Origin of the sequence: Paragemmobacter amnigenus (genome assembly GCF_009908265.2) — a bacterium.
Lineage (GTDB): Bacteria > Pseudomonadota > Alphaproteobacteria > Rhodobacterales > Rhodobacteraceae > Paragemmobacter > Paragemmobacter amnigenus.
This window is the reverse complement of record NZ_JAAATX020000008.1, coordinates 48,272-70,971: the sequence shown is the minus strand read 5'-3', so window position 1 is coordinate 70,971 and position 22,700 is coordinate 48,272. Positions and strand designations below refer to the sequence as shown.

General features: G+C 67.1%; 20 protein-coding genes. 13 read left to right on the top strand and 7 right to left on the bottom strand.

The window, feature by feature from the left end:
- Positions 1-278: 278 nt before the first annotated feature.
- The 11 genes from GU927_RS12320 to GU927_RS12270 all read left to right on the top strand — a co-directional run bounded on the left by GU927_RS12320 (position 279) and on the right by GU927_RS12270 (position 11,226).
- Entirely contained in the window at positions 279-701 is a 423-nt protein-coding gene (locus GU927_RS12320; RefSeq protein WP_232489208.1) for a response regulator, read from the top strand.
- Between the two features lie 117 nt (positions 702-818).
- A complete protein-coding gene (locus GU927_RS12315) occupies positions 819-1,883 on the top strand; it encodes a LacI family DNA-binding transcriptional regulator (RefSeq protein WP_161762753.1) in 1,065 nt (354 codons plus the stop codon).
- A gap of 186 nt (positions 1,884-2,069) precedes the next feature.
- Positions 2,070-3,386 (top strand): ABC transporter substrate-binding protein, encoded by a 1,317-nt coding sequence (locus GU927_RS12310; RefSeq protein ID WP_161762752.1) that lies wholly within the window; start codon positions 2,070-2,072, stop codon positions 3,384-3,386.
- Between the two features lie 142 nt (positions 3,387-3,528).
- Positions 3,529-4,473, top strand: coding sequence for a carbohydrate ABC transporter permease (locus GU927_RS12305; protein WP_161762751.1), 945 nt, complete (start codon positions 3,529-3,531; stop codon positions 4,471-4,473).
- On the top strand, positions 4,470-5,411 hold the full coding sequence (locus GU927_RS12300) for a carbohydrate ABC transporter permease (RefSeq protein WP_161762750.1): 942 nt from the start codon (positions 4,470-4,472) through the stop codon (positions 5,409-5,411). Before GU927_RS12305 ends, GU927_RS12300 begins: the two co-directional genes overlap by 4 nt.
- Positions 5,412-5,550: 139 nt before the next feature.
- Positions 5,551-5,739 carry a hypothetical protein gene (locus GU927_RS12295; RefSeq protein WP_161762749.1) on the top strand — a complete coding sequence of 63 codons (189 nt, stop codon included), beginning with the start codon at positions 5,551-5,553 and terminating at the stop codon, positions 5,737-5,739.
- 2 nt (positions 5,740-5,741) lie between these two features.
- Positions 5,742-6,839 (top strand): ABC transporter ATP-binding protein, encoded by a 1,098-nt coding sequence (locus GU927_RS12290; RefSeq protein WP_161762748.1) that lies wholly within the window; start codon positions 5,742-5,744, stop codon positions 6,837-6,839.
- Positions 6,832-7,824, top strand: coding sequence for an ABC transporter ATP-binding protein (locus GU927_RS12285; RefSeq protein ID WP_161762747.1), 993 nt, complete (start codon positions 6,832-6,834; stop codon positions 7,822-7,824). The genes GU927_RS12290 and GU927_RS12285 overlap by 8 nt, the downstream gene beginning before the upstream one ends.
- A gap of 12 nt (positions 7,825-7,836) precedes the next feature.
- Positions 7,837-9,459 carry a dihydroxyacetone kinase subunit DhaK gene (locus GU927_RS12280; RefSeq protein WP_161762746.1) on the top strand — a complete coding sequence of 541 codons (1,623 nt, stop codon included), beginning with the start codon at positions 7,837-7,839 and terminating at the stop codon, positions 9,457-9,459.
- A 37-nt stretch (positions 9,460-9,496) separates the two neighbouring features.
- Entirely contained in the window at positions 9,497-10,414 is a 918-nt protein-coding gene (locus GU927_RS12275; protein WP_161762745.1) for a diacylglycerol/lipid kinase family protein, read from the top strand.
- Entirely contained in the window at positions 10,411-11,226 is an 816-nt protein-coding gene (locus GU927_RS12270; protein ID WP_161762744.1) for a metallophosphoesterase family protein, read from the top strand. Before GU927_RS12275 ends, GU927_RS12270 begins: the two co-directional genes overlap by 4 nt.
- Here the strand turns inward: GU927_RS12270 and GU927_RS12265 are convergent.
- From GU927_RS12265 to GU927_RS12235, 7 genes are all read right to left on the bottom strand, one after another.
- The gene (locus GU927_RS12265; protein WP_161762743.1) at positions 11,189-12,205 is read right to left on the bottom strand and encodes a Gfo/Idh/MocA family protein; all 1,017 of its coding nucleotides are present in this window, start codon (positions 12,203-12,205) and stop codon (positions 11,189-11,191) included. The two genes, GU927_RS12270 and GU927_RS12265, sit on opposite strands and share 38 nt — an antisense overlap.
- Positions 12,202-13,905: a hypothetical protein gene (locus GU927_RS12260; RefSeq protein WP_161762742.1), complete on the bottom strand. Its 1,704-nt coding sequence runs from the start codon at positions 13,903-13,905 to the stop codon at positions 12,202-12,204. Before GU927_RS12260 ends, GU927_RS12265 begins: the two co-directional genes overlap by 4 nt.
- A 164-nt stretch (positions 13,906-14,069) precedes the next feature.
- Complete coding sequence (gene nanR / locus GU927_RS12255) at positions 14,070-14,783, bottom strand: transcriptional regulator NanR (RefSeq protein WP_161762741.1); 714 nt, start codon at positions 14,781-14,783, stop codon at positions 14,070-14,072.
- Positions 14,784-15,126: 343 nt separating this feature from the next.
- On the bottom strand, positions 15,127-15,966 hold the full coding sequence (locus GU927_RS12250) for an ABC transporter permease (protein ID WP_161762740.1): 840 nt from the start codon (positions 15,964-15,966) through the stop codon (positions 15,127-15,129).
- A gap of 12 nt (positions 15,967-15,978) precedes the next feature.
- The gene (locus tag GU927_RS12245) at positions 15,979-16,902 is read right to left on the bottom strand and encodes an ABC transporter permease (protein ID WP_161762739.1); all 924 of its coding nucleotides are present in this window, start codon (positions 16,900-16,902) and stop codon (positions 15,979-15,981) included.
- A 3-nt stretch (positions 16,903-16,905) separates the two neighbouring features.
- Positions 16,906-17,988, bottom strand: a complete 1,083-nt coding sequence (locus tag GU927_RS12240; RefSeq protein ID WP_161762738.1) for an ABC transporter ATP-binding protein — start codon at positions 17,986-17,988, stop codon at positions 16,906-16,908.
- A 181-nt stretch (positions 17,989-18,169) separates the two neighbouring features.
- Positions 18,170-19,291, bottom strand: coding sequence for an extracellular solute-binding protein (locus GU927_RS12235; RefSeq protein WP_161762737.1), 1,122 nt, complete (start codon positions 19,289-19,291; stop codon positions 18,170-18,172).
- A gap of 341 nt (positions 19,292-19,632) precedes the next feature.
- Between GU927_RS12235 and GU927_RS20635 the strand changes: the two genes are divergently transcribed.
- Together GU927_RS20635 and GU927_RS12225 are read left to right on the top strand one after the other, a co-directional pair.
- Positions 19,633-21,786: a glycosyltransferase family 61 protein gene (locus GU927_RS20635; protein WP_161762736.1), complete on the top strand. Its 2,154-nt coding sequence runs from the start codon at positions 19,633-19,635 to the stop codon at positions 21,784-21,786.
- Positions 21,786-22,667: a hypothetical protein gene (locus GU927_RS12225; protein ID WP_161762735.1), complete on the top strand. Its 882-nt coding sequence runs from the start codon at positions 21,786-21,788 to the stop codon at positions 22,665-22,667. Before GU927_RS20635 ends, GU927_RS12225 begins: the two co-directional genes overlap by 1 nt.
- Positions 22,668-22,700 lie beyond the last annotated feature (33 nt).

The window sequence follows — 22,700 nt, the reverse complement described above, 5'->3', positions numbered from 1 at the left end:
CCCGTTGCCTTTGCGGAAACGGATTGCAGGCCATGCCATGAATTGTTCCGACTGCCGCGCCGCCGCTTTGCGAGGGGCTCGCAGCTTTGCATAAACCAAAGTTTATCCACGTAAACGCACAGGACAAAGGAGCCGCGCCTACCTTTCGGGGGAATTGCACGACTCACCGTCATGCCGCCACCCTTCCTTCATGGCGGTTGCGACGACAGTTTCTTGGAGGGGGCCTTCGTGATCGCCATCCCCGATTTACGTAAAATCCAGATCGTCAGGAACCGTCCGTGACCGCATACCAACCCTCGACCGCTGGCGACCGGCCGCAGATCCTCGTCGTCGATGACGACGCGATCAACCGGCTCGTCGCGCGTGTCCTGATCGAGGCGCGCGGCTACAGCGTGGCTGAGGCCGAAGACGGGCAAGAGGCGCTGGAACTCTTCGCCGCCAGCCCCGATGCCTTCGGCCTCATCCTGATGGACCTGTCCATGCCGGGGGTCGACGGTCTGACCGCCACCCGCGCCCTGCGCCAGTCGCCGCGTGGCGCGACCGTGCCCATCGTGGCGCTGACCCGACTGACCGATCCCGACACGCGCCGCGACTGTTTCGACGCGGGCATGAACGGGTTTCTGCCCAAACCGATTTCCGCCACCGGAATAGAAAGCATCGTCTGCCTCGTCGGACACGGCGCTTATCGCGCTCACGCCTGACCGCGTGCCGACATCTTGGACCCGGCCACCGACTCAGTCCCGGTGGTCGGGTCTCTTTTTGCGCGTGATTGACGCACCTCATCCTTTACCGTGATACTGCGGACGCAGGAGGAACGGATGAGCAGACCGACCGTCAACGACATCGCGCGCGAGGCGGGCGTCAGTCTTGCCACGGTGGACCGCGTCCTGAACGCGCGCCCCGGTGTGCGGGCCAAGACCATCTTGGCGGTGAATGACGCCATCGCGCGTCTGGGCTATGTGCGCGACCTTGCTGCCGCCAATCTTGCGCGCAGCCGGTCCTATCGCATGGTCGTGCTTCTGCCCGACAGCGACAGCCAGTTCGTCCACACCCTCGCTGCCGCTCTGCAAGAGGCCGCAGCCCTTGCCGCCGCCAGCCGGACCGAGATGGACCTGCGCCGCTACCCGCCCGAGGATATGCATGTCCTCGCCGCCCATCTGGCCGGGCTGCAGCCTGACGCCGTGGCGGGTGTCGCATTGATGGCGCCCGAAACGCCGGTGGTGCGCGATGCCGTCCGTGCCCTGCGCCTTCGCGGCGTGCCGGTTGTGGCGCTGGGCTCCGACCTGCCAAATGCGGGGCGAGACCATTTCGTCGGCATCGACAGCCATGCCGCAGGGCGAACGGCCGGTGTGCTCATGGGCCGCTTCTGCCGCGGTCTGACGGGGCGCGTCCTCGTCATCGCGGATTCCATGCTCCTGCGCGACAGCATCGAACGCCGCCGCGGCTTTGACGAGGTGATGCTGGCCGATTTCCCCGCGCTCGAGGTGCTGCCCACCGTCGAAACCCACGGCGCCCCGGATATGCTGCGCGCCGTGGTCGGAGAGCGGATCGCGGCCACGCCGGATCTTGCGGGCATCTACCTTCTCGCCTCGGGTCACCGCGCGCTGGCCGGGTTACTGCGCGACAGGGGCCTTCTGGGCCGCTTCACCGTCATCGGCCACGAACTGACCCCGCACAGCCGCGCCGCCCTTCTGGCGGGGCATCTCGATGCGGTCATCGCGCAGAATCCGGGGCATCTGGCCCGCTCTGCCCTGCGCGTCCTGCGCGCCAAGGCCGACCGCGCGCCGATCGACGAAGGTCAGGAACAGCTGCGGATCGAGGTGGTGATCCGCGAGAACCTGCCCGCCGACCCCGCCGAAACCCGACGCGCCGACGCGGCCTGACCCCTGATTTCAAAGGGATTTTCCGACCGTTCCTTGCGCGCGTTTGAAAATGAGGAACGTACCTCAAAAATTCCTTTACAGACTCGCCACCCCGCGCCTATCGTCATGTCAGAGAAGGCCCGGGGGTGGGGGTTCTATCCGAACGGGCACGCTGCACATCAAAAGACATGAACCGGGAGGAATACGATGAAGGCCAGACTTCTTGCCGCCTGCTCGGCGGCGGCGATTTCCGTTGCGGGCATGGCGTCCGCACAATCCAGTGAACTGACCCTCTGCTGGGCGGCATGGGACCCCGCCAACGCGCTCGTCGAACTGTCCAAGGACTTCGAGACGCAGTCCGGCATCAAGATGAATTTCGAATTCGTGCCGTGGCCCAACTTCGCCGACCGGATGCTGAACGAACTGAACTCCGGCGGCCAGCTCTGCGACCTCCTGATCGGCGACAGCCAGTGGATGGGCGGCGCGGCAGAAAACGGCTGGTACGTGAAGCTCAACGATTTCTTCGACAAGGAAGGGATCAGCATGGACGACTTCGCCCCGGCGACCGTCTATGCCTATTCCACATGGCCAAAGGGCACGCCCAACTATTATGCGCTGCCCGCCATGGGCGACGCCAACGGCTGGTTCTACCGCAAGGACTGGTTCGCCCGCCCCGAGATCCAGGAAGAGTTCAAGGCCAAGTATGGTCGCGATCTGGCCGAGCCGACCTCGCAGAAGGAGCTGCTCGAGATCGCGCAATTCTTCCAGGGCCGCGAGATCGACGGCAAGACCGTCTACGGCGCCTCCATCTTCACCGAACGCGGGTCGGAAGGCATCACGATGGGCGCGACCGGCGCGCTCTATGCCTGGGGCTTCAAGTACGAGAACAGCCCCGGCAGCTATGACATGCAAGGCGCGGTCAACAGCCCCGAAGCGGTCGAGGCGCTGGAATTCTACAAGGAACTCTACAAGACCGGCACCCCGCCCGGCTATGACAACGCCTATATGGAACAGTCGCTGGATGCCTTCAAATCCGGTCAGGTGGCGATGGCGATGAACTGGTTCGCCTTCTTCCCCGGCCTTTACGCCGATCCGAACACCGGGGGCGACAAGATCGATTTCTTCGTGAATCCGCCGCAGAACGTCGCGGCCTCTACCCTTGGCGGGCAGGGCATCTCGGTCGTGGCGAATACCGACAACATGGATGGCGCGCTGGCCTATATCAAATGGTTCGCCAATCCGGATGTGCAGAAGAAATGGTGGTCGATGGGCGGCTACTCCTGCCACAAGGCGGTGCTGGACGACCCGAACTTCGTCAACACCGCGCCCTTCGCGGGTGACTTCCTGCAGGCCATGGGCGGCGTACAGGACTTCTGGCAGGAACCGGCCTATGCCCAGCTTCTGCTGGCCATGCAGGAACGGCTGCACAACTACATCGTGGCCGATCAGGGCACCGCGCAAGAGGCGCTGGATGGCCTGATCGCGGACTGGACCGAAGTCTTCGAGGACGAAGGCAAGCTCTGACCGCCACCCGCCCCGCCCGTCCGTCGGGCGGGGCACCCTTACCCGCAGCGCCGCACCCGTCCCCGCCTTGGGGGCAGGGCAGGGAAGGGCACCCGCCCGACTCGCCCGACCGTAAGGATCACGCACCCGAAAGCGCCCGCCCATGCCGAACCCGATCGACGCCGCCGCCCGCGCCACGCCAGACCCGCTCGCCCGCCGTATCAGGGGCCTGTCGGACCGGACAATCGCATGGCTTTTCGTGGCGCCAACCATCTTCCTTCTGCTGGCGATCAACATCTTCCCGCTGATCTGGACGGTGCGCCTGTCCTTCACCAACTACCGCGCCAACCGGCCCAATGAAGAGGTCGAGTTCGTGGGCCTGCGGAATTACATCCGAATCCTGACCGATGACGGCATCTGGGCCAACATGCAGACGACGGCGCATTTCCTGTTCTGGACCCTGTTCTTCCAGGTGCTGATCGGCTTCACCCTCGCCTGGCTCATCAACCGCAAGTTCAAGGGCAACGACCTGCTGACGACGCTGATCGTGCTGCCCATGATGCTCTCGCCTGCCGTGGTGGGGAATTTCTGGACCTTCCTCTACCAGCCGCAGATCGGGCTGGTGAACTATATGGTCGAGCTGCTGACCGGCACGCCTGCCTCGTCCTTCTCAATGCTCGGCCCGGGCGGCTATGCGCCATGGTCCATCATCATCGTGGACACGTGGATGTGGACCCCCTTCGTCATGCTGATCTGCCTTGCCGGCCTGCGGTCGATCCCCGACTACATCTACGAGGCGGCCGAGATCGACCGCGCCAGCAAATGGCGGCAGTTCTGGACGCTCACCGTGCCGATGGTGCTGCCCTTCCTCATGCTCGCCGTGCTGTTCCGCGGCATCGAGAATTTCAAGATGTTCGACATGGTCGTCCTGCTGACGGGCGGCGGTCCCGGGAACGAGACGCTGCTCGCCTCCATCGACCTGAAACGCGAGGCCTTCGAGAAATGGCGCACGGGCTATTCCTCGGCCTATGCGATCATCCTTTTCGTCACGGTCTTCGGCCTTGCTTCCATCTACGTGAAGGCCCTGAACAAGGTTAAGGAAAGATGACCGCCTATTCCATCACCGAACCCTCGGGCCGCTCCAAACTCGTCGCGGGACTGCTGGTCACGCTCTATACCATCGTGACGCTGCTGCCGCTGGTCTGGATCATCTCCACCGGCTTCAAGTCGGGGCCGGATTCCATCAGCTATCCGCCCAAGGTGCTGTTCGAGCCGTCGCTCGAAGGCTACGTCAACCTTTTCACCACCCGCACCCGCGTCGCGGCGGAAGAGTTCCAGAACCTTCCCCCGCCCGAGACATGGTATGACGAAATCGTCCGCGATCAGGGCATGGTCATCGCAGGCCCCTCGCGCTTTGGCGAACGCTTCCTGAATTCGGTCATCATCGGCTTCGGGTCGACGTTCCTTTCGATCTTCCTCGGCACGCTGGCGGCCTATGCCTTCTCGCGCTTCAAGGTGCCGCTCAAGGATGATCTGCTGTTCTTCATCCTGTCGACGCGGATGATGCCGCCCATCGCCGTCGCCATTCCCATATACCTGATGTATCGCGAACTGGGCCTGTCGGACACGCATCTGGGGATGATCCTGCTCTACACGGCGGTGAACATCTCTCTGGCCGTCTGGCTGCTCAAAGGGTTCATCGACGAGATCCCGCGCGAGTATGAAGAGGCCGCGCTGATCGACGGCTACACGCGGTTTCAGGCCTTCCGCAAGGTGGTGCTGCCGCAGGCGGCGACCGGCATCGCCTCGACCGCGATCTTCTGCCTGATCTTCGCCTGGAATGAATATGCCTTCGCGGTGCTGCTCACCTCCGGCACGGCCCAGACCGCGCCGCCCTTCATCCCCACGATCATCGGCGTGGGCGGGCAGGACTGGCCCGCCGTCGCGGCGGGGGCCACGATCTTCCTCCTTCCGGTGATGATCTTCACCATCCTGCTCCGCAAGCACCTGTTGCGCGGGATCACCTTCGGCGCGGTGCGGAAATGACGGGGGCGCAATTTTTCTGCGAAAAATTGCGGGGACGATCCTTCTGCGAAGGATCACGGCGTCGCGCGACTGTCCGGTCTTTCGCAGAAAGATCGCCATCCGGTTCTTTGCAGAAGAACCGGCCCTGCGGGAGGATGTCATGTCCGGTTTCGTGAAAGGCCTTCTGCGCCTGCGCCGCGGCCCGTGGGAGATGCTTGCCACCTTCCTCATCGCGCTGGGGGTGTTCATGCTGATGCAGCCCTTCGCGCTGGCGCTCTATACCTGGAGCTTCCTCGTCACCCTTGCGGGGACGGTGATGTTCATCATCGTCTCGCATTTTCCGGAATAGCCATGGCCGAAATCGTCATCCGCAACCTGCGCAAGGAATTCGGGTCCTTCACCGCGGTGAAGGGATCGTCCTTCACCATCGGGGACGGGGAGTTCTTCATGCTGCTGGGCCCGTCGGGCTGCGGCAAGACCACGACGCTGCGCATGATCGCGGGGCTGGAACTGCCCACTTCGGGCGAGATACTCATCGACGGCGAGGATGTGAGCCAGCGCCCCGCCAGCCAGCGCGACATCGCCATGGTCTTCCAGATGTTCGCGCTCTACCCGCATATGAACGTGCGAAAGAACATCAGCTATCCGCTGGTCAGCCAAGGCGTGCCGAAGGCGCAGGTCGCGGCCAAGGTGGCCGAGGTGGCGCGGATCCTGGGGATCGAGAACATTCTCGACAAGCCCGTGGGCGGCCTCTCGGGCGGGGACAGGCAGCGGGTGGCGCTGGGCCGCGCCATCGTGCGCAATCCCAAAGCCTTCATGATGGATGAACCCTTGGGCGCGCTGGATGCCGAATTCCGCGAACATATGGCCGAAGAGCTGCGCGCGCTGCATGACCGGATGGGGGCGACCACCGTCTATGTCACCCATGACCAGTTGGAGGCGATGCAGATGGGCGACAAGATCGTCGTGATGAACCACGGCGTGGTCGAACAGTTCGGCACCCCGCAAGAGATCTACGACCATCCCGCCACCATGTTCGTGGCCGATTTCATCGGATCGCCCGCGATGAATTTCCTGCGCTTCGAGGGTGGCTTCCGTCCGGGGGAAACTGCGGTGACGCTGGGCGGGGTGCGGATCGCGACGCCGGAATTGCACGAAGAGGCGGCGGGGCGGCAGCTTGTCCTTGGCGTACGCCCCGAGCATGTGGCGCTGAGCGATGCCGGCGCCTATCGCGGGCGGGTCGAGGCTGCGGAATATCTGGGCACGACGCAGATCGTCACGTTGTCCACCGCGCACGGGTCGGTCAAGGCGCGCATCCCTTCGGGCCATGTGGCGCGGGTGGGCGAGACGGTGGGGCTGGACTTCGACGCACGCACCCTGTCCGTCTTTGATGCAGGCACGGGCCGCGCCTTCCGCACGGCGGCCAATGCGGGAGTGAACCATGGCTGAGGTGACGCTGTCCGGCCTGACCAAATCCTTCGGCGCGACCCGCGCGCTGGAGGGGGTCAGAATGACCATCCCCGACGGCGCCTTCGTCGTCCTCCTTGGCCCTACGGGCGCGGGCAAGACGACGACGCTGCGCCTGATCGCGGGTCTGGACCGGCCCGATGCAGGCGACATCGCCATCGCGGGCCGCTCGGTCCTGACCGACACGCCCGCACAGCGGGATGTGGCGATGGTGTTCCAGCAATATTCGCTCTACCCCCACCTGACCGTTCGCGACAACCTTGCCTTCCCGCTGCGTTCGCCCGTCCTGAACTGGCCCGAGGCCGAGATCGCGCGGAAAGTGGCCGAGGTGGCCGAGGTGCTGCGGATCGCCCACAAGCTCGACAACAAGGCGACCCAGCTTTCGGGGGGCGAGATGCAGCGCGTCTCGATCGGGCGCGCGCTGGTCCGCAATCCGCGCATCTACCTGATGGACGAACCGCTGTCCTCGCTGGACGCCAAGCTGCGCGCCGATCTGCGGATCGAGCTGAAGCGCATCCATTCCGACCTTGGCGCGACCTTCCTCTACGTCACGCATGACCAGATCGAGGCGATGACCATGGCCACCCATGTGGGCGTGCTGGACAGCGGTCGCCTTGTCCAGTTCGGCAGTCCTCGAGAGATCTACGAAAACCCCGTCTCGGCCTATGTCGCCAGCCGTCTGGGTCAGCCGCGCATCAACCTGTTGCCCGCCGATGCCTTCGGCACGGCCAAGGCGGGTGCTGCGCAGATCGGCCTGCGCCCCGAACATGTGCGGATCGGAGAGGGCCAGCCCGCCACCGTCCGCCGCGTCGAACATCTGGGCGACCAGACCCGCCTGCACCTGACCATGGGCGGGCATGACATCGTCACCCTTGCCGACCCGCACACCCCCCTTTGCCCCGGCGATGCCCTTTCCATCTGCCCCGAAAATCCGCTCTGGTTCGACGCCAGCGGCAACCGCATCTGACAGGAGCCCGCGATGAAGCAGTTCATGAACTCCAAGGAAACGCTGGTGACCGAGGCGCTGGACGGCCTGATCCGCACCTCGAACGGCAGGCTGGCGCGGCTGGACGGCTATCCGCATATCAAGGTCGTGGTCCGCACCGATTGGGACCGGTCGAAGGTCGCGCTCGTCTCGGGCGGCGGGTCGGGGCATGAACCGTCCCATGCGGGCTTCGTGGGGCAGGGGATGCTGACCGCCGCCGTCTGCGGCGATGTCTTTGCCAGCCCTTCCGTCGATGCCGTGCTGGCGGGGATACTGGCGGTGACGGGCAAGGCGGGTTGCCTGCTGATCGTCAAGAACTACACGGGCGACCGGCTGAATTTCGGCCTTGCCGCCGAACGGGCGCGGGCCTTCGGGCTGAAGGTGTCGATGGTGATCGTCGATGACGACGTGGCCCTTCCCGACCTGCCGCAGGCGCGGGGCGTGGCCGGAACGCTCTTCGTCCACAAGATCGCGGGCGCCATGGCCGAGTCGGGGGCCGACCTCGACAGCATCACCGCCGCCGCCCGCCGCGTGATCGGCGGGGCCATCTCTATCGGCATGTCGCTGGACACCTGCACCGTCCCCGGCTCGCCCAAGGAGGACCGCATCGGCGGCGGCAAGGCCGAGCTTGGCCTCGGCATCCATGGCGAGGCGGGGGTGGAACAGGTCGATTTCTCCGGTGCCCGCGCCGCCATGGCCATGGTGGTGGACCGCCTGACGCCGCATCTGGGGCAGGGGGACCATGTCGCGCTGCTGAACAACCTCGGCTCCACCACGCCGCTCGAGATGTCGGTGCTGGCCGAGGAACTGGCCCGTTCGGCCCTTGGCGCGCGCGTGAAATGGATGATCGGCCCCGCGCCCCTGATGACCTCGCTCGACATGCACGGCTTTTCGGTGTCGCTCCTGCCCGTGACGGCGGATGAGGTTGCGCATCTTGCCGCCCCCGCCGCCCCGCAGGCATGGCCGGCGCTGGCCACCCTTGCCCCCGTGGCGACGCGGCCCCTGCCTGACGGGCTTGCCCCCGTGCAGCCGGTGCCTTCCGCCCATCCCGCCCGCCGCGCGCTGCTGGAGCGTTGCTGCACCGCGCTGATCGCCTGCGAGAAGGACCTGAACGCGCTGGATGCCAAGTCGGGCGACGGCGATACCGGATCGACCCTTGCCGGTGCCGCCCGCGCGCTGCTTGCCGCGCTGGACCGGCTGCCGCTGGCGGACCCGACGCAGCTTTACCGCGCCATCGGGATGGAACTCTCGCAGACCATGGGCGGATCGTCCGGCGTGCTCTTGGCCATCTTCTTCGCCGCGGCGGGCGATGCCTCGGCCGGTGGCAAGGACTGGATCGGCGCGCTTGCGGCGGGGCTCGACCGCGTGATGCAGGTAGGCGGGGCGGAACCCGGACACCGCACGATGATCGATGCGCTGGCCCCCGCACTCGCCGCCCTGCCGCAGGGCGTGGCCGCCGCCGCCGCCGCCGCACGCAAGGGGGCCGATGCCACGGCAGGCATGACGCGCGCCAAGGCGGGGCGGGCGTCCTATCTGTCGGCGGACAAGCTGGCGGGGTTCAACGACCCCGGGGCCGAGGGCGTGGCACGGCTCTTCGAGGATCTGGCGCAGGGCTGACCCTTACAACCGGCGGCGGAACGCCTATCTGCAAGGGATGCCCGTCGATGCCGCCACCATCTGCGTCCTTGCCAACCCCTCTGCGGGGCTGGCAAGCCGTGACGCCACGGCCCTTGCGGCTGCCATGGCGGCCTTCGGCCCGACCGTTCCCCTGCGCCGCCTGTCCGACGGGCAAAGCTTCGAGGATGCGGTGCGCGCGGCCCTTGCCGACGGCTTCACCACCATCGTGGCGGCGGGGGGCGACGGCACCGTCGCCGCCGTGGCGCAGGCGATGCTGGGCAGCGGGGCCAGCCTCGGCATCCTGCCGCTGGGCACCTTCAACTTCGTCTCGCGCGGGCTGGGCCTGCCCGAAGACCCCGCCGCCGCCGCCCGCGCCATCCTTGCAGGCCACCCGCACCGCATCTCGGTGGGCACCGTGAACGGGCGGCTCTTCCTGAACAATCTCAGCCTCGGCCTCTACCCCCGCATCCTTGCCGAACGCGAGGCCGCCTATGCCCGCTTCGGCCGCTTCCGCTTTCTTGCCTATTGGACCGTCCTCGCCACCCTGATCCGCGCCCAACGCCTGCGCCACCTGCGGATCGAGACCGAGGAAGGCATCCGCGACATCCGCACCCCGCTCGTCTTCATTGCCCGCTCGGCCTATCAGCTGGAACGGTTCGGCCTCTCGGCGGGCGACATCATCAGCGACGACCGCTTCGCCGTCTTCGTCGCCCGCAGCGGATCGCGGTGGCATCTGCTGAAACTGGCGCTGCACCTTGCCTTCCGCCGCCTCGTGCCGGGTGACGATGTCGACCTCTTCGCCGCGCATAGCCTGACCATCCGCACACCGCGCCGCCGCCCCCGCGTGGCGATCGACGGCGAAAAGCGTCGCCTGCTTGCGCCGCTAAAGCTGGAAATCCGGACCGATGCCCTGTCGATCATAATCCCCGACGAGATGGACAAGGTGCGGACGTGACGCGGATCCTCCACCTGTCCGACCCGCATTTCGGCACCGTGCCGGACGGTCTGGCCGATGCGCTGGCCGACTGCCTGCGCGGGCTCTCGCCCGATATCACCGTCGTCTCGGGCGATCTGACCCAGCGCGCGCGCCCCGCCCAGTTCCGCGCCGCCCGTGCCTTCCTCGCCGCCTGTCCCGCGCCCGTGCTGGCCATCCCCGGCAATCACGACACGCCCCTGTGGAACCCGCTCCGGCGGCTGCTGCAGCCATGGGGACACTGGCAGCGTCATCTGGGCCAGCCGCTGCAGGCCACGCTGACCGCCGCCGATACAGCCATCGTCGCACTGAACACCGCCGATCCGCGCCGCTGGAAGGATGGCACGATCACGACGGCCCAGCTTGACACCCTGTCCCGCAGCTTTGCGACATGCCGCGCCCGCCACCGCATCGTGGCGCTCCACCACCCGCCCGAACCCGCGCGGGGCGAGCCGCCCTCGCTGCATGGTGCGCCCGCCGCCCTTGCGGCCTTCCGCGATCTCGGGGTGGAGATGGTCCTGTCGGGCCACCTGCATTTCACCCATATCGCCCCGCTGGCGGCGGCCCCCGCGATCCTGTCGGTGCAGGCAGGCACCTGCCTGTCCGACCGCACCCGGGGCGACGGCAACGCCTTCACCTGCATCGACCTGACCGGCACGGGCGCGCGCCTCACCCATTACCGCGCAACGCCGTCAGGCCGTTTCGAACCCGATCTCGCGCATGACTGGGCGCGCGGGCCGCAGGGCTGGGAACTGGTCAGACCCGTTCCACCGTCCCCCGCTCCGCCGCCCTGATCGCGGCCAGAACGGCGGCCAGCGTGCCAAGGTTATGCGCCCCGCTCGGCTCCACCGTCCCGCACCCGTCCAGCGCCGCCACGGCCTGCCGCTGGAAGGCCAGCACCGAATCCTGGATCAGATGCCACGGCCTTTCGCCCCAGACGGGGCAGGGCGGTTCCACATCCCGCTCCTCCACCCCCTCCGCGCGGTGTAGGCGCAGCCGGAACCCCGCCGTCACCTCGATCGACCCGCCATCTCCCTCGATCTGCAACAGGCTTTGCGGAAAGGGATCGGGCGACAGCACCGAATGGAAGGAACATTCCACCGTGCTCACCGCGCCCGAATGGTGCCGCAGCAGCGCCTGAAACGCGTCGAACCCCGCCACCCGCGGATTGCGCCGCTGCACCTCGCAGGACAGCCGGTCGATATCCCCCATCAGGTCGCGCACCATGTCGAACAGATGCAGCCCGATATCCGTCAGTGCAAGATCGCGCACCCCGGCCAGATAGGGCTGGTTGGCATAGATGTCATAGCCATGCCGGAACGACAGCCGCAGCCAGCGCGGCACCCCGATCGCCCCCGCCCGGACCAGCGCCTTCACCTCGCGGATGGGCCGCTGCCAGCGGAAGTTCTCGTGCACGGCCAGCATCGCGCCCGTCTCCGCACAGGCCGCCACCATGGCTGCCGCATCCTCCACCGTCTCGGCAAAGGGTTTCTGGCAGATCACCAGCCGCGCATGCCCTGCGGCCAGTTCCACCAGCGCGCGGTGCGACCCCACGGTGGTGGCGATGTCCACGAAATCGGGCCGAATCTCGGCCAGCAGTGCCGCCGCATCCGTTCCCCAGCGCGCGATCCCGAAGTCGCGCGCATAGGCGGCGGCCTTGGCGGCGTCCGTGTCGCAGACCGCCACGATCTCCACCCCCTCCAGCTCGGCCCATGCCGCCATGTGGTTGCGCGCAAAGAACCCGCAACCGATCAGCACCCCGCGATGGGTCATGCCCCGCCCCCTTCCAGAAAAGCCACCCCGCAGGGCACCAAGCTCACCCCGCCCAGATCGCGCGGCCCGCTTTCGCCCAACAGCCGCCCGCGCGCGCCATCCGGCAGGGCCACCGCCTCGCCCCCTATATTGGCCAGCAGCGCCCCCTTGGCCGTGTCGATGCGGACCACATCGCCCCCCCGGACCCGACAGGCCATGCCGGCCCGCGCCGCGGCCCAGGCCACCACTTGGGCCAGGGGCCGCCCCTCCGCACCCAGCGGCCCGTCCGTCATCGACAGCGCCAGCGACGCCACCCCTCCGGCCGCCGCCCCCGCCAGTACCCCCGCCGCAAAGGCCGCGGCAAAGCCCGTCGCCTGCCGCGGATCGTCGCGCACCATGGCCAGCCTCTCCATCGCCGGATTGGGCAGGCAGTCCGTAGCATAGGGGTTCGACCGCATTCCGATGGAAAACATGCCCAGATGCAATGGCCGCCCCCTCGCGATCGCCCGACCCGAAGCGAAGATCTGCGGCAGCGCCTCAAGTGTTTCCATCACGCTCAGGTCATCGGCGGCGTGGACGATGGCCGTCCCACCCCAGGTGACAAAGTCGATCTGCGCCGGATCGGGGCGGCAGCGGTTGAACTCGGTGAAATTGGTGAACATGCCACCCCCTGCCGCCGCCTGCGGAAAGGCCGAACGGACCCCCGCGATCAGGTCCATCGGGCGCGGCCCCTTTGGCCAGACCCCGTCCGGCTGGTGGCTTTTCATATAACTCTCGCGCAGGGCCACCACGCGTAGGGGACGCAGCCCCGCCGCCGCGCAACGCAGGGCCAGCGCTGCCAGAGACGCCGCAGGATCGTCGTCGTCCGGCAGGATCACCTCCAGCGTCACAGGCCCCCCTGTCGCAAATCCCGCAAGAACCTCCACCGCCGCATCCGCCCGCACCCGCAACAGGCGCGGCAATGCCTCGAGCCCCGCCAGAACCCGCGCGACCGTCAGGCCCGGCTCCACCGCCACAGCCACATGCGGAAGGGAACCGTCATGCGCTGCATCCCCCGTCACCGCTGCCACGGGCGCGCCGGTCAGCGTGATGTCCAATTCCTGCCGCACCGGCGCGGCAGGGCCAAGGGCAAAGGGCAGGGGCCATGCCAGCGGTCGGCAATAGGTCTTGTAACTCGCATCGGACCAGTTGCGCTGGTCCTCCATCTCGAAGACCTCGCCGCGCATCCGGATATCGACCGTCACCCCGTCCACGACATGCGACAGTCCGGCGATGTCACGTACGGGCTGGGCCGGGGAAATCAGCCTTGGCCATTCCGTCGCCTCTTCCGACCCGTCGGGATGGATCACGCGCAGCGCCGCGCCAGACACGCCGCGCAGGGGATGGAGCAGCGTGAACCCCGCGCGGTTGACCGCCAGATCGGCAGGCGCATCCATCTCGACCGACAGCAGAAGATGCGCCCCCGACGGCAAAGGCCGGACCACGGCGCGAAAGATGCCGCCGAAGATCGCCCCCCGTCCGGCGAAGCGCCGCGTGTAGGTGACGCCCTCTGCGCCCTCGTGCAACTCTTCGGACAGCGTCTCCACCGCATGGGTGCCCCATTGCGGATCGCGCACCGGATAGGACAGGCGGCGCAGCACTTCGACCCCCCCCAGCCGGATCGAGCGCAGGTCACCTTCCAGCAGGGTGAACGAGACGGGTCCGGTCCGGATTTGACGCATGGGGCTGCTCCGTCTTGGTTGGATAGTGATTATACCAGTGACCCGAGAGCGGCAAGATGGCCACCCCCGTGACAGGGCCCGCCGTTGCGGCGGATCGAGGTTTGGCGTGCGCTGCGTATGTACGGCTGTCTGCACAGGTGGCGGCACGGCCTGCGGCGGTGCTGCTAGCCGCCCCGTTCTGCCCGCCGGTACAGGGCATTGGCGCGGTTCAGATGGTCCGCCATGGCCTGCGCCGCGCGCTCCGGCTGTCCGGTGCGGATCGCCGCGATGATGCCGCGATGTTCGGCCAGCGTCAGATGCTCCTTACCCGGCGCGGCTACAAGATCGACGTGGAAATCATTGAGCCACATGAACAATCCGTCCGAAAGCGCAGTCCAGATCGGATTGCCTCCGATCCCCGCGATCTCGCGGTGGAACCGCCCGTCCAGCCGCCGGAACCGCTCTGGCTGGTCCAGCGCGGCCTCCTGTTCCGCCACGGTGGCCTCCAGCCGCTCCAGATCGCCCGCCGTATGCTTGCGCGCCGCGATCCGCGCCATCTCTGCCTCGAAGGTTGCCCGTGCCTCTTTCAGATTTTCCAGGGAGGCCGGCGAATGCGACAGCAAATGCCGCATGGTTTCAGTCACTTGCCCGACCATCCGCCCCATCGACGGTTCGGCCACACGCGCCCGCTCGCCATGGCGGATCTCGATCAGGCCGCTGTGTTCCAGCGCCTGCATCGCCTCGCGGATGGCGGGACGTCCCACGCCCAGACGGTCCATCAATTCCCGCTCTGACGGCAGCGGATCCCCGGGCCGCAATTCGCCACCCTCGATCAGCCGCAGCAGGCGCAGACGCACCTCCTCGCCCAGTTTGCGCTTGCGGATCGGCCCGTCATTCATGCCCGCACCCGTGCCTGTGTTGTTCCGGTCCTCCGTCCGTCCTGCGGCAGAAACGACACGGCTGCCAGATCGGGGGAGGTGTACCATCGGTCATAGCGTCGAAAGGGTTGTCATACCAGTCCAAAGACGGTGCCCGAAACGGCGCGGTGCCGCTGGTTGTGCCGATGGTTGTACCGCCGGCTGTCAGCACGCAGCGGGCGGTAAGGCAGGGGGCGGCGCAACGGACAGGCAGGATCGGGGGGCACGGGCGCCGCCCACGAGGGGGCGGCATCCGTGCCTGTCCGTGCCGTCTGTGCCGATGCCTCCGGCGCTTGCCGTCCGTCTGTCGCGGCCGGTCCCTGCCTTACTCCTCGGGCGGGGCCATGGCGGCCATCAGGCGTTCCTGACGGCGGCGGCGGAGTTCGTAGAGGATCGCGGCAAGGATCGTCACGCTGATCATGATGACGGCCAGCGCGTTGATCGTGGGGGTGATCCCCGAGCGCACCTTGGAGAAGACATAGACGGTCAGCGTATCCGCCCCGCCGCGGGTGAACTGGGTGACGTTGTAATTCTCGATCGACTGGAAGAAGGCGACCGCCGCGCCCGCGCCGATGGCGGGGTAGAGGTGGGGCAGCAGGATCCGCCGCATCACCTGCGCATGCGATGCGCCGAGGTCGAGCGCCGCCTCCTCGAGCCCCGTGTCGAAGCTTTGGAGGCGGGCAAGGACGAGCAGCATCACCATTGCGGCGATGTAGCTGACCTGACCCAGAACCGACAGGTGCAGGCCCGCGCCGAAGAGGAAGAAGTCGGTGTCGAGCGTGTTGCCCACCTTGGTCCAGAGCAGCATGGTCGAGATGCCGATCACGATGCCCGGGATCAGGATGGTCGAGATCATCAGCCCGTAGATCATCGTCCGCACGCGGCCCGAGATCGAGTTGATGAGGATGGCCGAGGCCGTGCCCACGATCACCGACAGGATCGCCACCGCGGCGGCGACCCAGAGCGTGTTGACGAAGGCCAGCATCATGCGGTCGTCGGCGGCCATCTCTGCGAACCAGCGGGTGGTCCAGCCCTTCCACGGCACGATCGAGGGGAGCTTGCTGTCGTTGAAGGCGGCCCCTGCCATGACCAGAAGGGGCGCGATGAGATAGACGATGAACACCGTCGCGTAGAGATGCGAGAGGGTCAGCCTGATGCGATGCATGTCTGTCCCCCCTTACTTCGCGATATCCGACAGCTTGACCTTGAAGGCCCACATCGCAAGCGCGACGAAAACCGTGCAGAGGAAAAGCAGCAGGAAGGCATAGGCGCTGGCCGTGTTCCAGTCGAGCGCGTCGTTGAACCACTGGTTGATGGTCTGGGTGAACCATTGCGAGGTGGTGGAGCCAAGGATCGAGGGCACCAGAAGCGAGCCCGCCGAGAGCATGAACACCATGACCGAACCCGAAGCGACCCCCGGCTTGGCATGGGGCAGGACGATGCGCCAGTGGATCTTCCACCATGGCGCGCCGAGGTCTTCCGCCGCTTCGATCTGGTTGGTGTCGAGCGAGGAGATCGCGTTGTAGACGGGGAAGAGCATGAAGAGGACATAGGTGTAGATCAGACCGATCACGACCGCATCGTAATCGGTGATCCAGCGCACCGGTGCCTCGATCAGACCCAGCGCAAGCAGGAGCGAGTTCAGCGGCCCCTTGAAGGCAAGGATGATCCACCAGGCGAAGGCGCGCAGCACCTCGGACACCCAGAGGGGGACGAAGATGAGCAGGACCAGCGTCGGGACCGAGCGGGGATTGGCGATCTTGGACATGTAATAGGCCATCGGATAGGCGATGGCGAAGCAGAGCACGGTGACCACGACCGAATACCACATGGTCAGGAAGAAGGTCAGGACGTGGACGGGGATCAGGAAGGTGAAGCCGAGGGGCGACACCTCGACCTCGCCCCCGAAGACCTTGAGGTAGTTGTCGAAGGAATAGACATCCTTGGGACCGCCCACTTCGGTGACGGGAAGATAGGGGCGGAAGGAGCTTTCGAAGAGGGTGATGTTGGGGATGACGACAAGGATCGCCAGCCAGAAGAAGACCAGCAGGCAGATGATGGTCGTCAGGCCCGCCCCGTAGCGGCGCAAAAGGTCCTGCATCGCTTACCCCTTTGTCTCGGCGTCGGGCAGGATCGCGGCGCGGGTGGCGTCGAAGCCCATCCAGACCTGCGCGCCGACCTCGGGGATGGCGGAGGAGCCGTCGTTGCGGAGTTCCGCCGTCATCTTCATGCCGCTGTCGGTGACGGCGTGGATGGCGATGAAATTGCCTTCGAAGGAGACTTCCTCGACCCGGCCGTGGATGGCGTTTTCGGCAGGCTGGGCGGGAGAGATCAGCGTGTGTTCGGGACGGACGTAGAGTTTCACGCCCTTGCCCGTGGCCTTTTCGCCCAGACGGGCGCGGAAGGTGCCGTGGGGGGTGGAGAAGGCGGCGATGCCGTCGGCGGTGGCGCCCACGTCGCCGGTGAAGATGTTGTTTTCACCCACGAAAGAGGCGACGAAGCCGTTGACGGGGTTGTTGTAGATGTCGCGCGGATTGGCGATCTGCTGGATGCGGCCATGCGACATGACGCCGACGCGGTCGGACATGGCGAGCGCCTCGCCCTGGTCGTGGGTGATGTAGATGAAGGTGACGCCGGTGCGTTTCTGGATGGCGCGCAGCTCGGCCCGCATGTGCTGGCGGAGTTTGAGGTCCAGCGCGGAGAGCGGTTCGTCCAGCAGCATCACCTGCGGTTCGACCGCAAGGGCGCGGGCGATGGCGACGCGCTGTTTCTGGCCGCCGGAAAGCTGCGACACCATCTTGTCGGCGGCACCGGGCAGGTCGACGAGTTTCAGCAGTTCCTCGGCCTTTGCCCGGCGTTCGGCCTTGCCCACGCCGCGCACTTCCAGCCCGAAGGAGATGTTTTCCCAGATGGGCATCAAGGGGAAGAGCGCGAGGTTCTGGAAGATCAGCGCGGTGGGGCGCTGGTTCGGGCGCTGGCCGCGCATGTCCTTGCCGCCGATGCGGATGGAGCCTTGCGTGGGGTCGATGAAGCCCGAGATCATCCGCAGGATGGTGGTCTTGCCGCAGCCCGAGGGGCCGAGGAAGGAAAAGAACTCTCCGGGCTGGATGGAGACGTTGGCGTGGTCCACCGCGCGGAAGCTGCCGAAGTCGCAGCAGACGTTTTCAAGATCAATACCGGCGCTCATCGCGCGACTTTCCCCTTGGTCGTGGCTTTGTTGTTTTCGTTGTCGTGAAGCTAGCAGGCTGGACTGGCGGCGCAATGTGTATCGCCAGATTGCGCCGCCGGATCGGTCCAGAGCGACGGGGTTGCCTGCGAAATGGACACGCCGGGCCAAAGGGCCCGGCGTGCGGTGGAAGGCGGGGCGATCAGGCCGCCTTGTACTTGTCGGCGTATTCCGCGCGCTTGGCGAGGAATTCGGCCGACTGGTCGGGCCACCACCAGAGCTTGGACAGCGCCTCGTCGTTGAAGGTGCCGTTGTAGTATTCGGCCACGGCCGGATCGAGCAGGTCATGCGCGCCTTTGCCGACGGGGTTCGACGAGAAGGCCGAAGCCCAGCCCGCGGCGCCTTCGGCGGTCGAGACCCATTTCACGAATTCATGGGCCTGTTCGACGTTGGCGGCGTTCTTCATCATGACGAAGCCCTGATGCCACGCGAAGGCGCCTTCGACCGGGGCAAGGTAGGCATAGCCGTCATTGCGCAGGTTGAAGCCGGTCGAATCCCAGCACAGACCCACGGTGGCGCCGTTGGCGGTGAAGCCCGCGTTCGCCTCGTTCTCGCCCGACCACCACTGCACGACGTTGCCCTTGGCCTTCACGGCCTCGGCCAGCGCGATGTCCCAGAGTTCGACCATGGCGCCCATGTCGGAATAGCCGTCCATCCACGGACGCGGCAGCTTGCCCTGCGCGTCCAGCCAGCGGCCCATCGCGGCGAGCGCCGAATGGGGGCGCAGCACGGCCTGGTTTTCGGGGTTGAAGAGGTCGCCCAGCGAGGCGGGCGAGGAGAGTTTGGCGTCGGTCGTGTTAACCACCAGCGACTCGGTCCCCCAGACGGAGGGGACGTATTTCAGCGCGCCGCCCGGACGCGAGCGTTCGCCCGCCGCGCCATCGGCCAGACCCGGCAGGTAGTTGTCCATCGCCAGCTTGGATTCGTCGAAGGCGCCCAGAAGGCCGTTCGAATCCCATGCGCCGACGCGGTCGATGGTCGGTTCGATCACGTCGATGCCGCCGGCTTCCAGCGCGACCTTGGCTTCGGCGAACATCGTGTCCTGATCGGGCAGTTCCTTGAAGTTCACCTTGATGCCGGTGGCGGCCTCGAAGGCCGGGAACACCTTTTCGGCCAGCGCGGGATAGCCCGCCCAGCCGGTGAAGTTCAGCTCGCCCGAGGAGGCCAGCGCCTTGCGCGAGATCAGCGCCGGTGCGGCCAGTGCGCCGAGGCCGAGGGCGGTGCCCTTGAGCAGCGTGCGGCGGTCGATGATGGACTTTGTCATGTAAGCTCCCCTGTTATCTCCGCACGGCGGGCGTGCGGTTTGACCTGCCGTTCCGAGGCAGGTCTTGGGCCGTATTGGTCGCATGATTCGGAAAATTGGCAAGCAAAGTTTTTGTGGGGACCGCTTCGCCGCGCGGCAGGCTTTGCCACGGGTTGCGGATCGGGCGCTGTTGCAACCCGTGGTTAGGGCGGCGGCAAGGCTTGGTTTGACCCAAGGGATGCGGGCGCGTATCCTTTGGAGCGAACACCCCGTCCGAGAGGGTGGTGTCATGTGGTGCGGGCAGGGAGTGGCGGGTTCGGGATGGGTGCGATGTGCGGGGCTGTCCGCGCCGGGCGGGCAGCGTGAGCCTTGAAGCCGCAGAGGCGGAGGAGACCGCCGCGCCCGTGGCCAAGCGGGTGACGGTCGATGTCCCGCCCGAAGTGCCCGATGCCGCGACCGGCGCGGGGATGGAACGTTTCCTGCTGCGCGGCGGTCTGGTCGATGCGTGGTTCGAGGATGCGCCGGGCTGCGACGTGCTGGCGGTGACCTTCGACAACCTGTCGTCCATCGGGGAATATGACCCGCCCCAGCCGTGGCTGCGCTGGCGGATGCGGCAGGCCGGAATTCCGCTTCTGGGGATCATGGCAAGCCGCAAGGACTGGTATCGCAATGAGGATACCGCGCCGCTGATCACGGCGCTGCGCGAGGCGGGGCTTTTCGCGCGGTTCCGGCGGGTGGTGTTCGTCGGTGCCTCGATGGGGGGCTTTGCGGCATTGGCCTTTGCGCCGCTGGTGCCCGGTGCGGCGGTGCTGGCCTTCAGCCCGCAAAGTTCGCTCGCGCGGAAGGTCGTGCCTTTCGAGAAACGCTATCGTTATGCGATGAAGAAATGGGACTGGGACAGTCCCGCCCATCGTGACGGGGCCGTGGCGGGGCAGGGCGGGCGCGAGGTGGTGCTGGTCTATGATCCCTATGTGCGCGAGGACCGGATGCACGCGCTGCGCGTCGTGGGCGAGGGGGTGCGGCATGTGCCTGTGCCGCTGACGGGGCATCGTGCGATCCGGGCGATCAAGACGGTCGGGGGCTTGCAGGAGCTGATCGAGGGCGTGGTGCGCGGGACGCCGGACTGGGGCGCGTTCTGGCGGGCCTTCCGCGCGCGGCGGGCGCAGGTGCCGTGGCAGCGCGCGCTGGTGGCCGAGGCGCGGGCGCGCGGGCATCAGCGGTTGCTTGCGGGGGCGCTGGAGGTGGTGAAGGCCAGCGCGCCGGACAGCGGATTCGCGCGTCGCGAGGCGCGGCGGCTGGCGAAGGAGCGGGTGGAGGGGCCAGTGGAGGGGGCCGAGGCGGAGGCCGTGGCGGTCGCGGAGGGGCCGCAGGAGGTGATCCTGCGCGTGACGGCGGGTGACCCGCAGCCGCCCTTTGCGGGCGAGATCGCCGATCTGCGCGGGGCGATCGTGGTGCCCGAGCGCGGGGGGGATGCGAAGCTGGCCTCGGGCGTGTTGCGGGCGGACGGGTCGTGGTGCGCGCTGTCGCAGGGCTGGATCCGTGCGCGCAAACCCATGCCCGCGCCCACGCTGGCCAAGGACGAGCCGGTGGGGCATCTGGCGGGGGCGCATCTGTTCGGCGGGCATTTCCGCGGGCATTTCGGGCATTTCCTTGTGGAATCGACGGCGCGGCTCTGGGCGCTGGACCATCTGCCGGTGGCGGTGGAGAGCATCCTTTACCTGCCCTATCGCGGCGAGGTGGGCGCGATCGAGAAGGCGATGGAGGGGCATGAGCGGTTCTATCGCCTGATGGGGATCACGCCGCCTGTCCGCACCTTTGGCACGCCCCTGCGGGTGGAGCGGCTGTTTGTGCCCGAGCTGGGCTTCGGCTGGTCGGAGCGCTATGCGGGCAGTCCGGCCTATCGCGCCTTCATGCAGGGGCGGCTGCGGGCGGCGGTAGCGCCGGAGGGTTCGAAGAAGCTTTATATCAGCCGCGCGCGGCTGGCGGCGCAGCGGGGCGGGGTGCTGGGCGAGACGGTGATCGAGGAGAACCTTGCGCGGGCGGGATACGAGGTGTTCCACCCCGAGCGGCATCCGCTGGAGGTGCAGATCGCGCGCTATCGCGCGGCGGAGCGGATCGTGGCGCTGGACGGGTCCGCGCTGCATCTGGCGGCCTATGTCACCGATCCGGGGACGCGGGTGGCGATGATCCTGCGCCGGTCGCGGGCCAATGCGGCGGATTACCTGTTGCAGTTCCGGTCCTTCTGCGGGGTGGAGCCGGATGTGGTGGATGTGATCCGCACCGACTGGGTCTCGGGCGAGGCGGCGCGGGTGGATTTCCGGTCGGTGGGCGAGATCGACTTTGCCGCGCTGTTTCGGCGGCTGGCGGCGGAGGGCTATGTGGCAAAGAGCTTTCGCCCGAAACTCCCGAAGGCGGAGGAGGTCCGCGCGATGCTGGCCGAGTTCGCGGCGCGGCGGGGCGGGGAGATGCGCCCGCTGGGCAAGGGCGAGCGGCACGGGGATGCCGAGGAGGACTGATGGCAGCGCTGACCTTCTTCTTCATCGTGGAGCCGCCGAAATACCAGCTGATGGCCTGTTATCTGGCCGCGTCGATCCGCGAGAATTTCGGGGAGACGGTGGCGATGGTGGGCTATTGCCCCGCGCATCGCATGGGCGAGCTGGACGGGAAGGTGCTGGAGGTGCTGGGGCGGATGGGCTGCGAGGTGCGGCCGATGCGGACCGAGGGGCGGTTCGATCCGCCCTATCCGCATGGCAACAAGCTGCTGGCGGCGGTGGAGGAACGGGAGACGGACTATTCCTGCTTTCTGGACAGCGACATCCTGTTCCTCAGGCCCAATGACGCGGCCAAGCTGATCCAGCCCGGCCGCGTCAGCCTGACGCCCGCGGCGTCGATGGGCTGGGCGGGGCAGGAGGTCTGGCCCGTGATCTATGCCGCGGCGGGGGTCGAGATGCCGCAGGAGCGCATCCGGCTGATGAACCAGCGGCGCGGCAAGGACCGGATGCCCTATTTCTCCAGCGGGCTGTTCTGCTTTCCCGAGCGGCACCGCGACGCGCGGGGACGGCGTTTTCCCGAGGTCTGGATGGAGGTTGCGGGGGATCTGGATGCGGCGCCGGATATTCCGGCCAAGCGGCCCTATCTGGACCAGATGTCGCTGCCGCTGGCGATCCGCAAGGCGGGGCTGGACTGGCATCTGCTGCCCAAGGAGCAGCACTGGATCCTTGGCGGGATGAAGCGGGGCGAGCCCCTGCCGAAGGACCGCGAGATCTTCACGGTGCATTACCGCAACTGGGACATCGTGAAGGAATACGGGCTGGTGCGGCAGGCCAAGGACATGTTGCAGCGCCATGCCGGTGTGCGGCGCATCTCGCAGGCGGGCAAGGCCGCGGCGGAGGCGTGATCAGATCCAGTCGAGGCTGACGCGGTTCGCGTC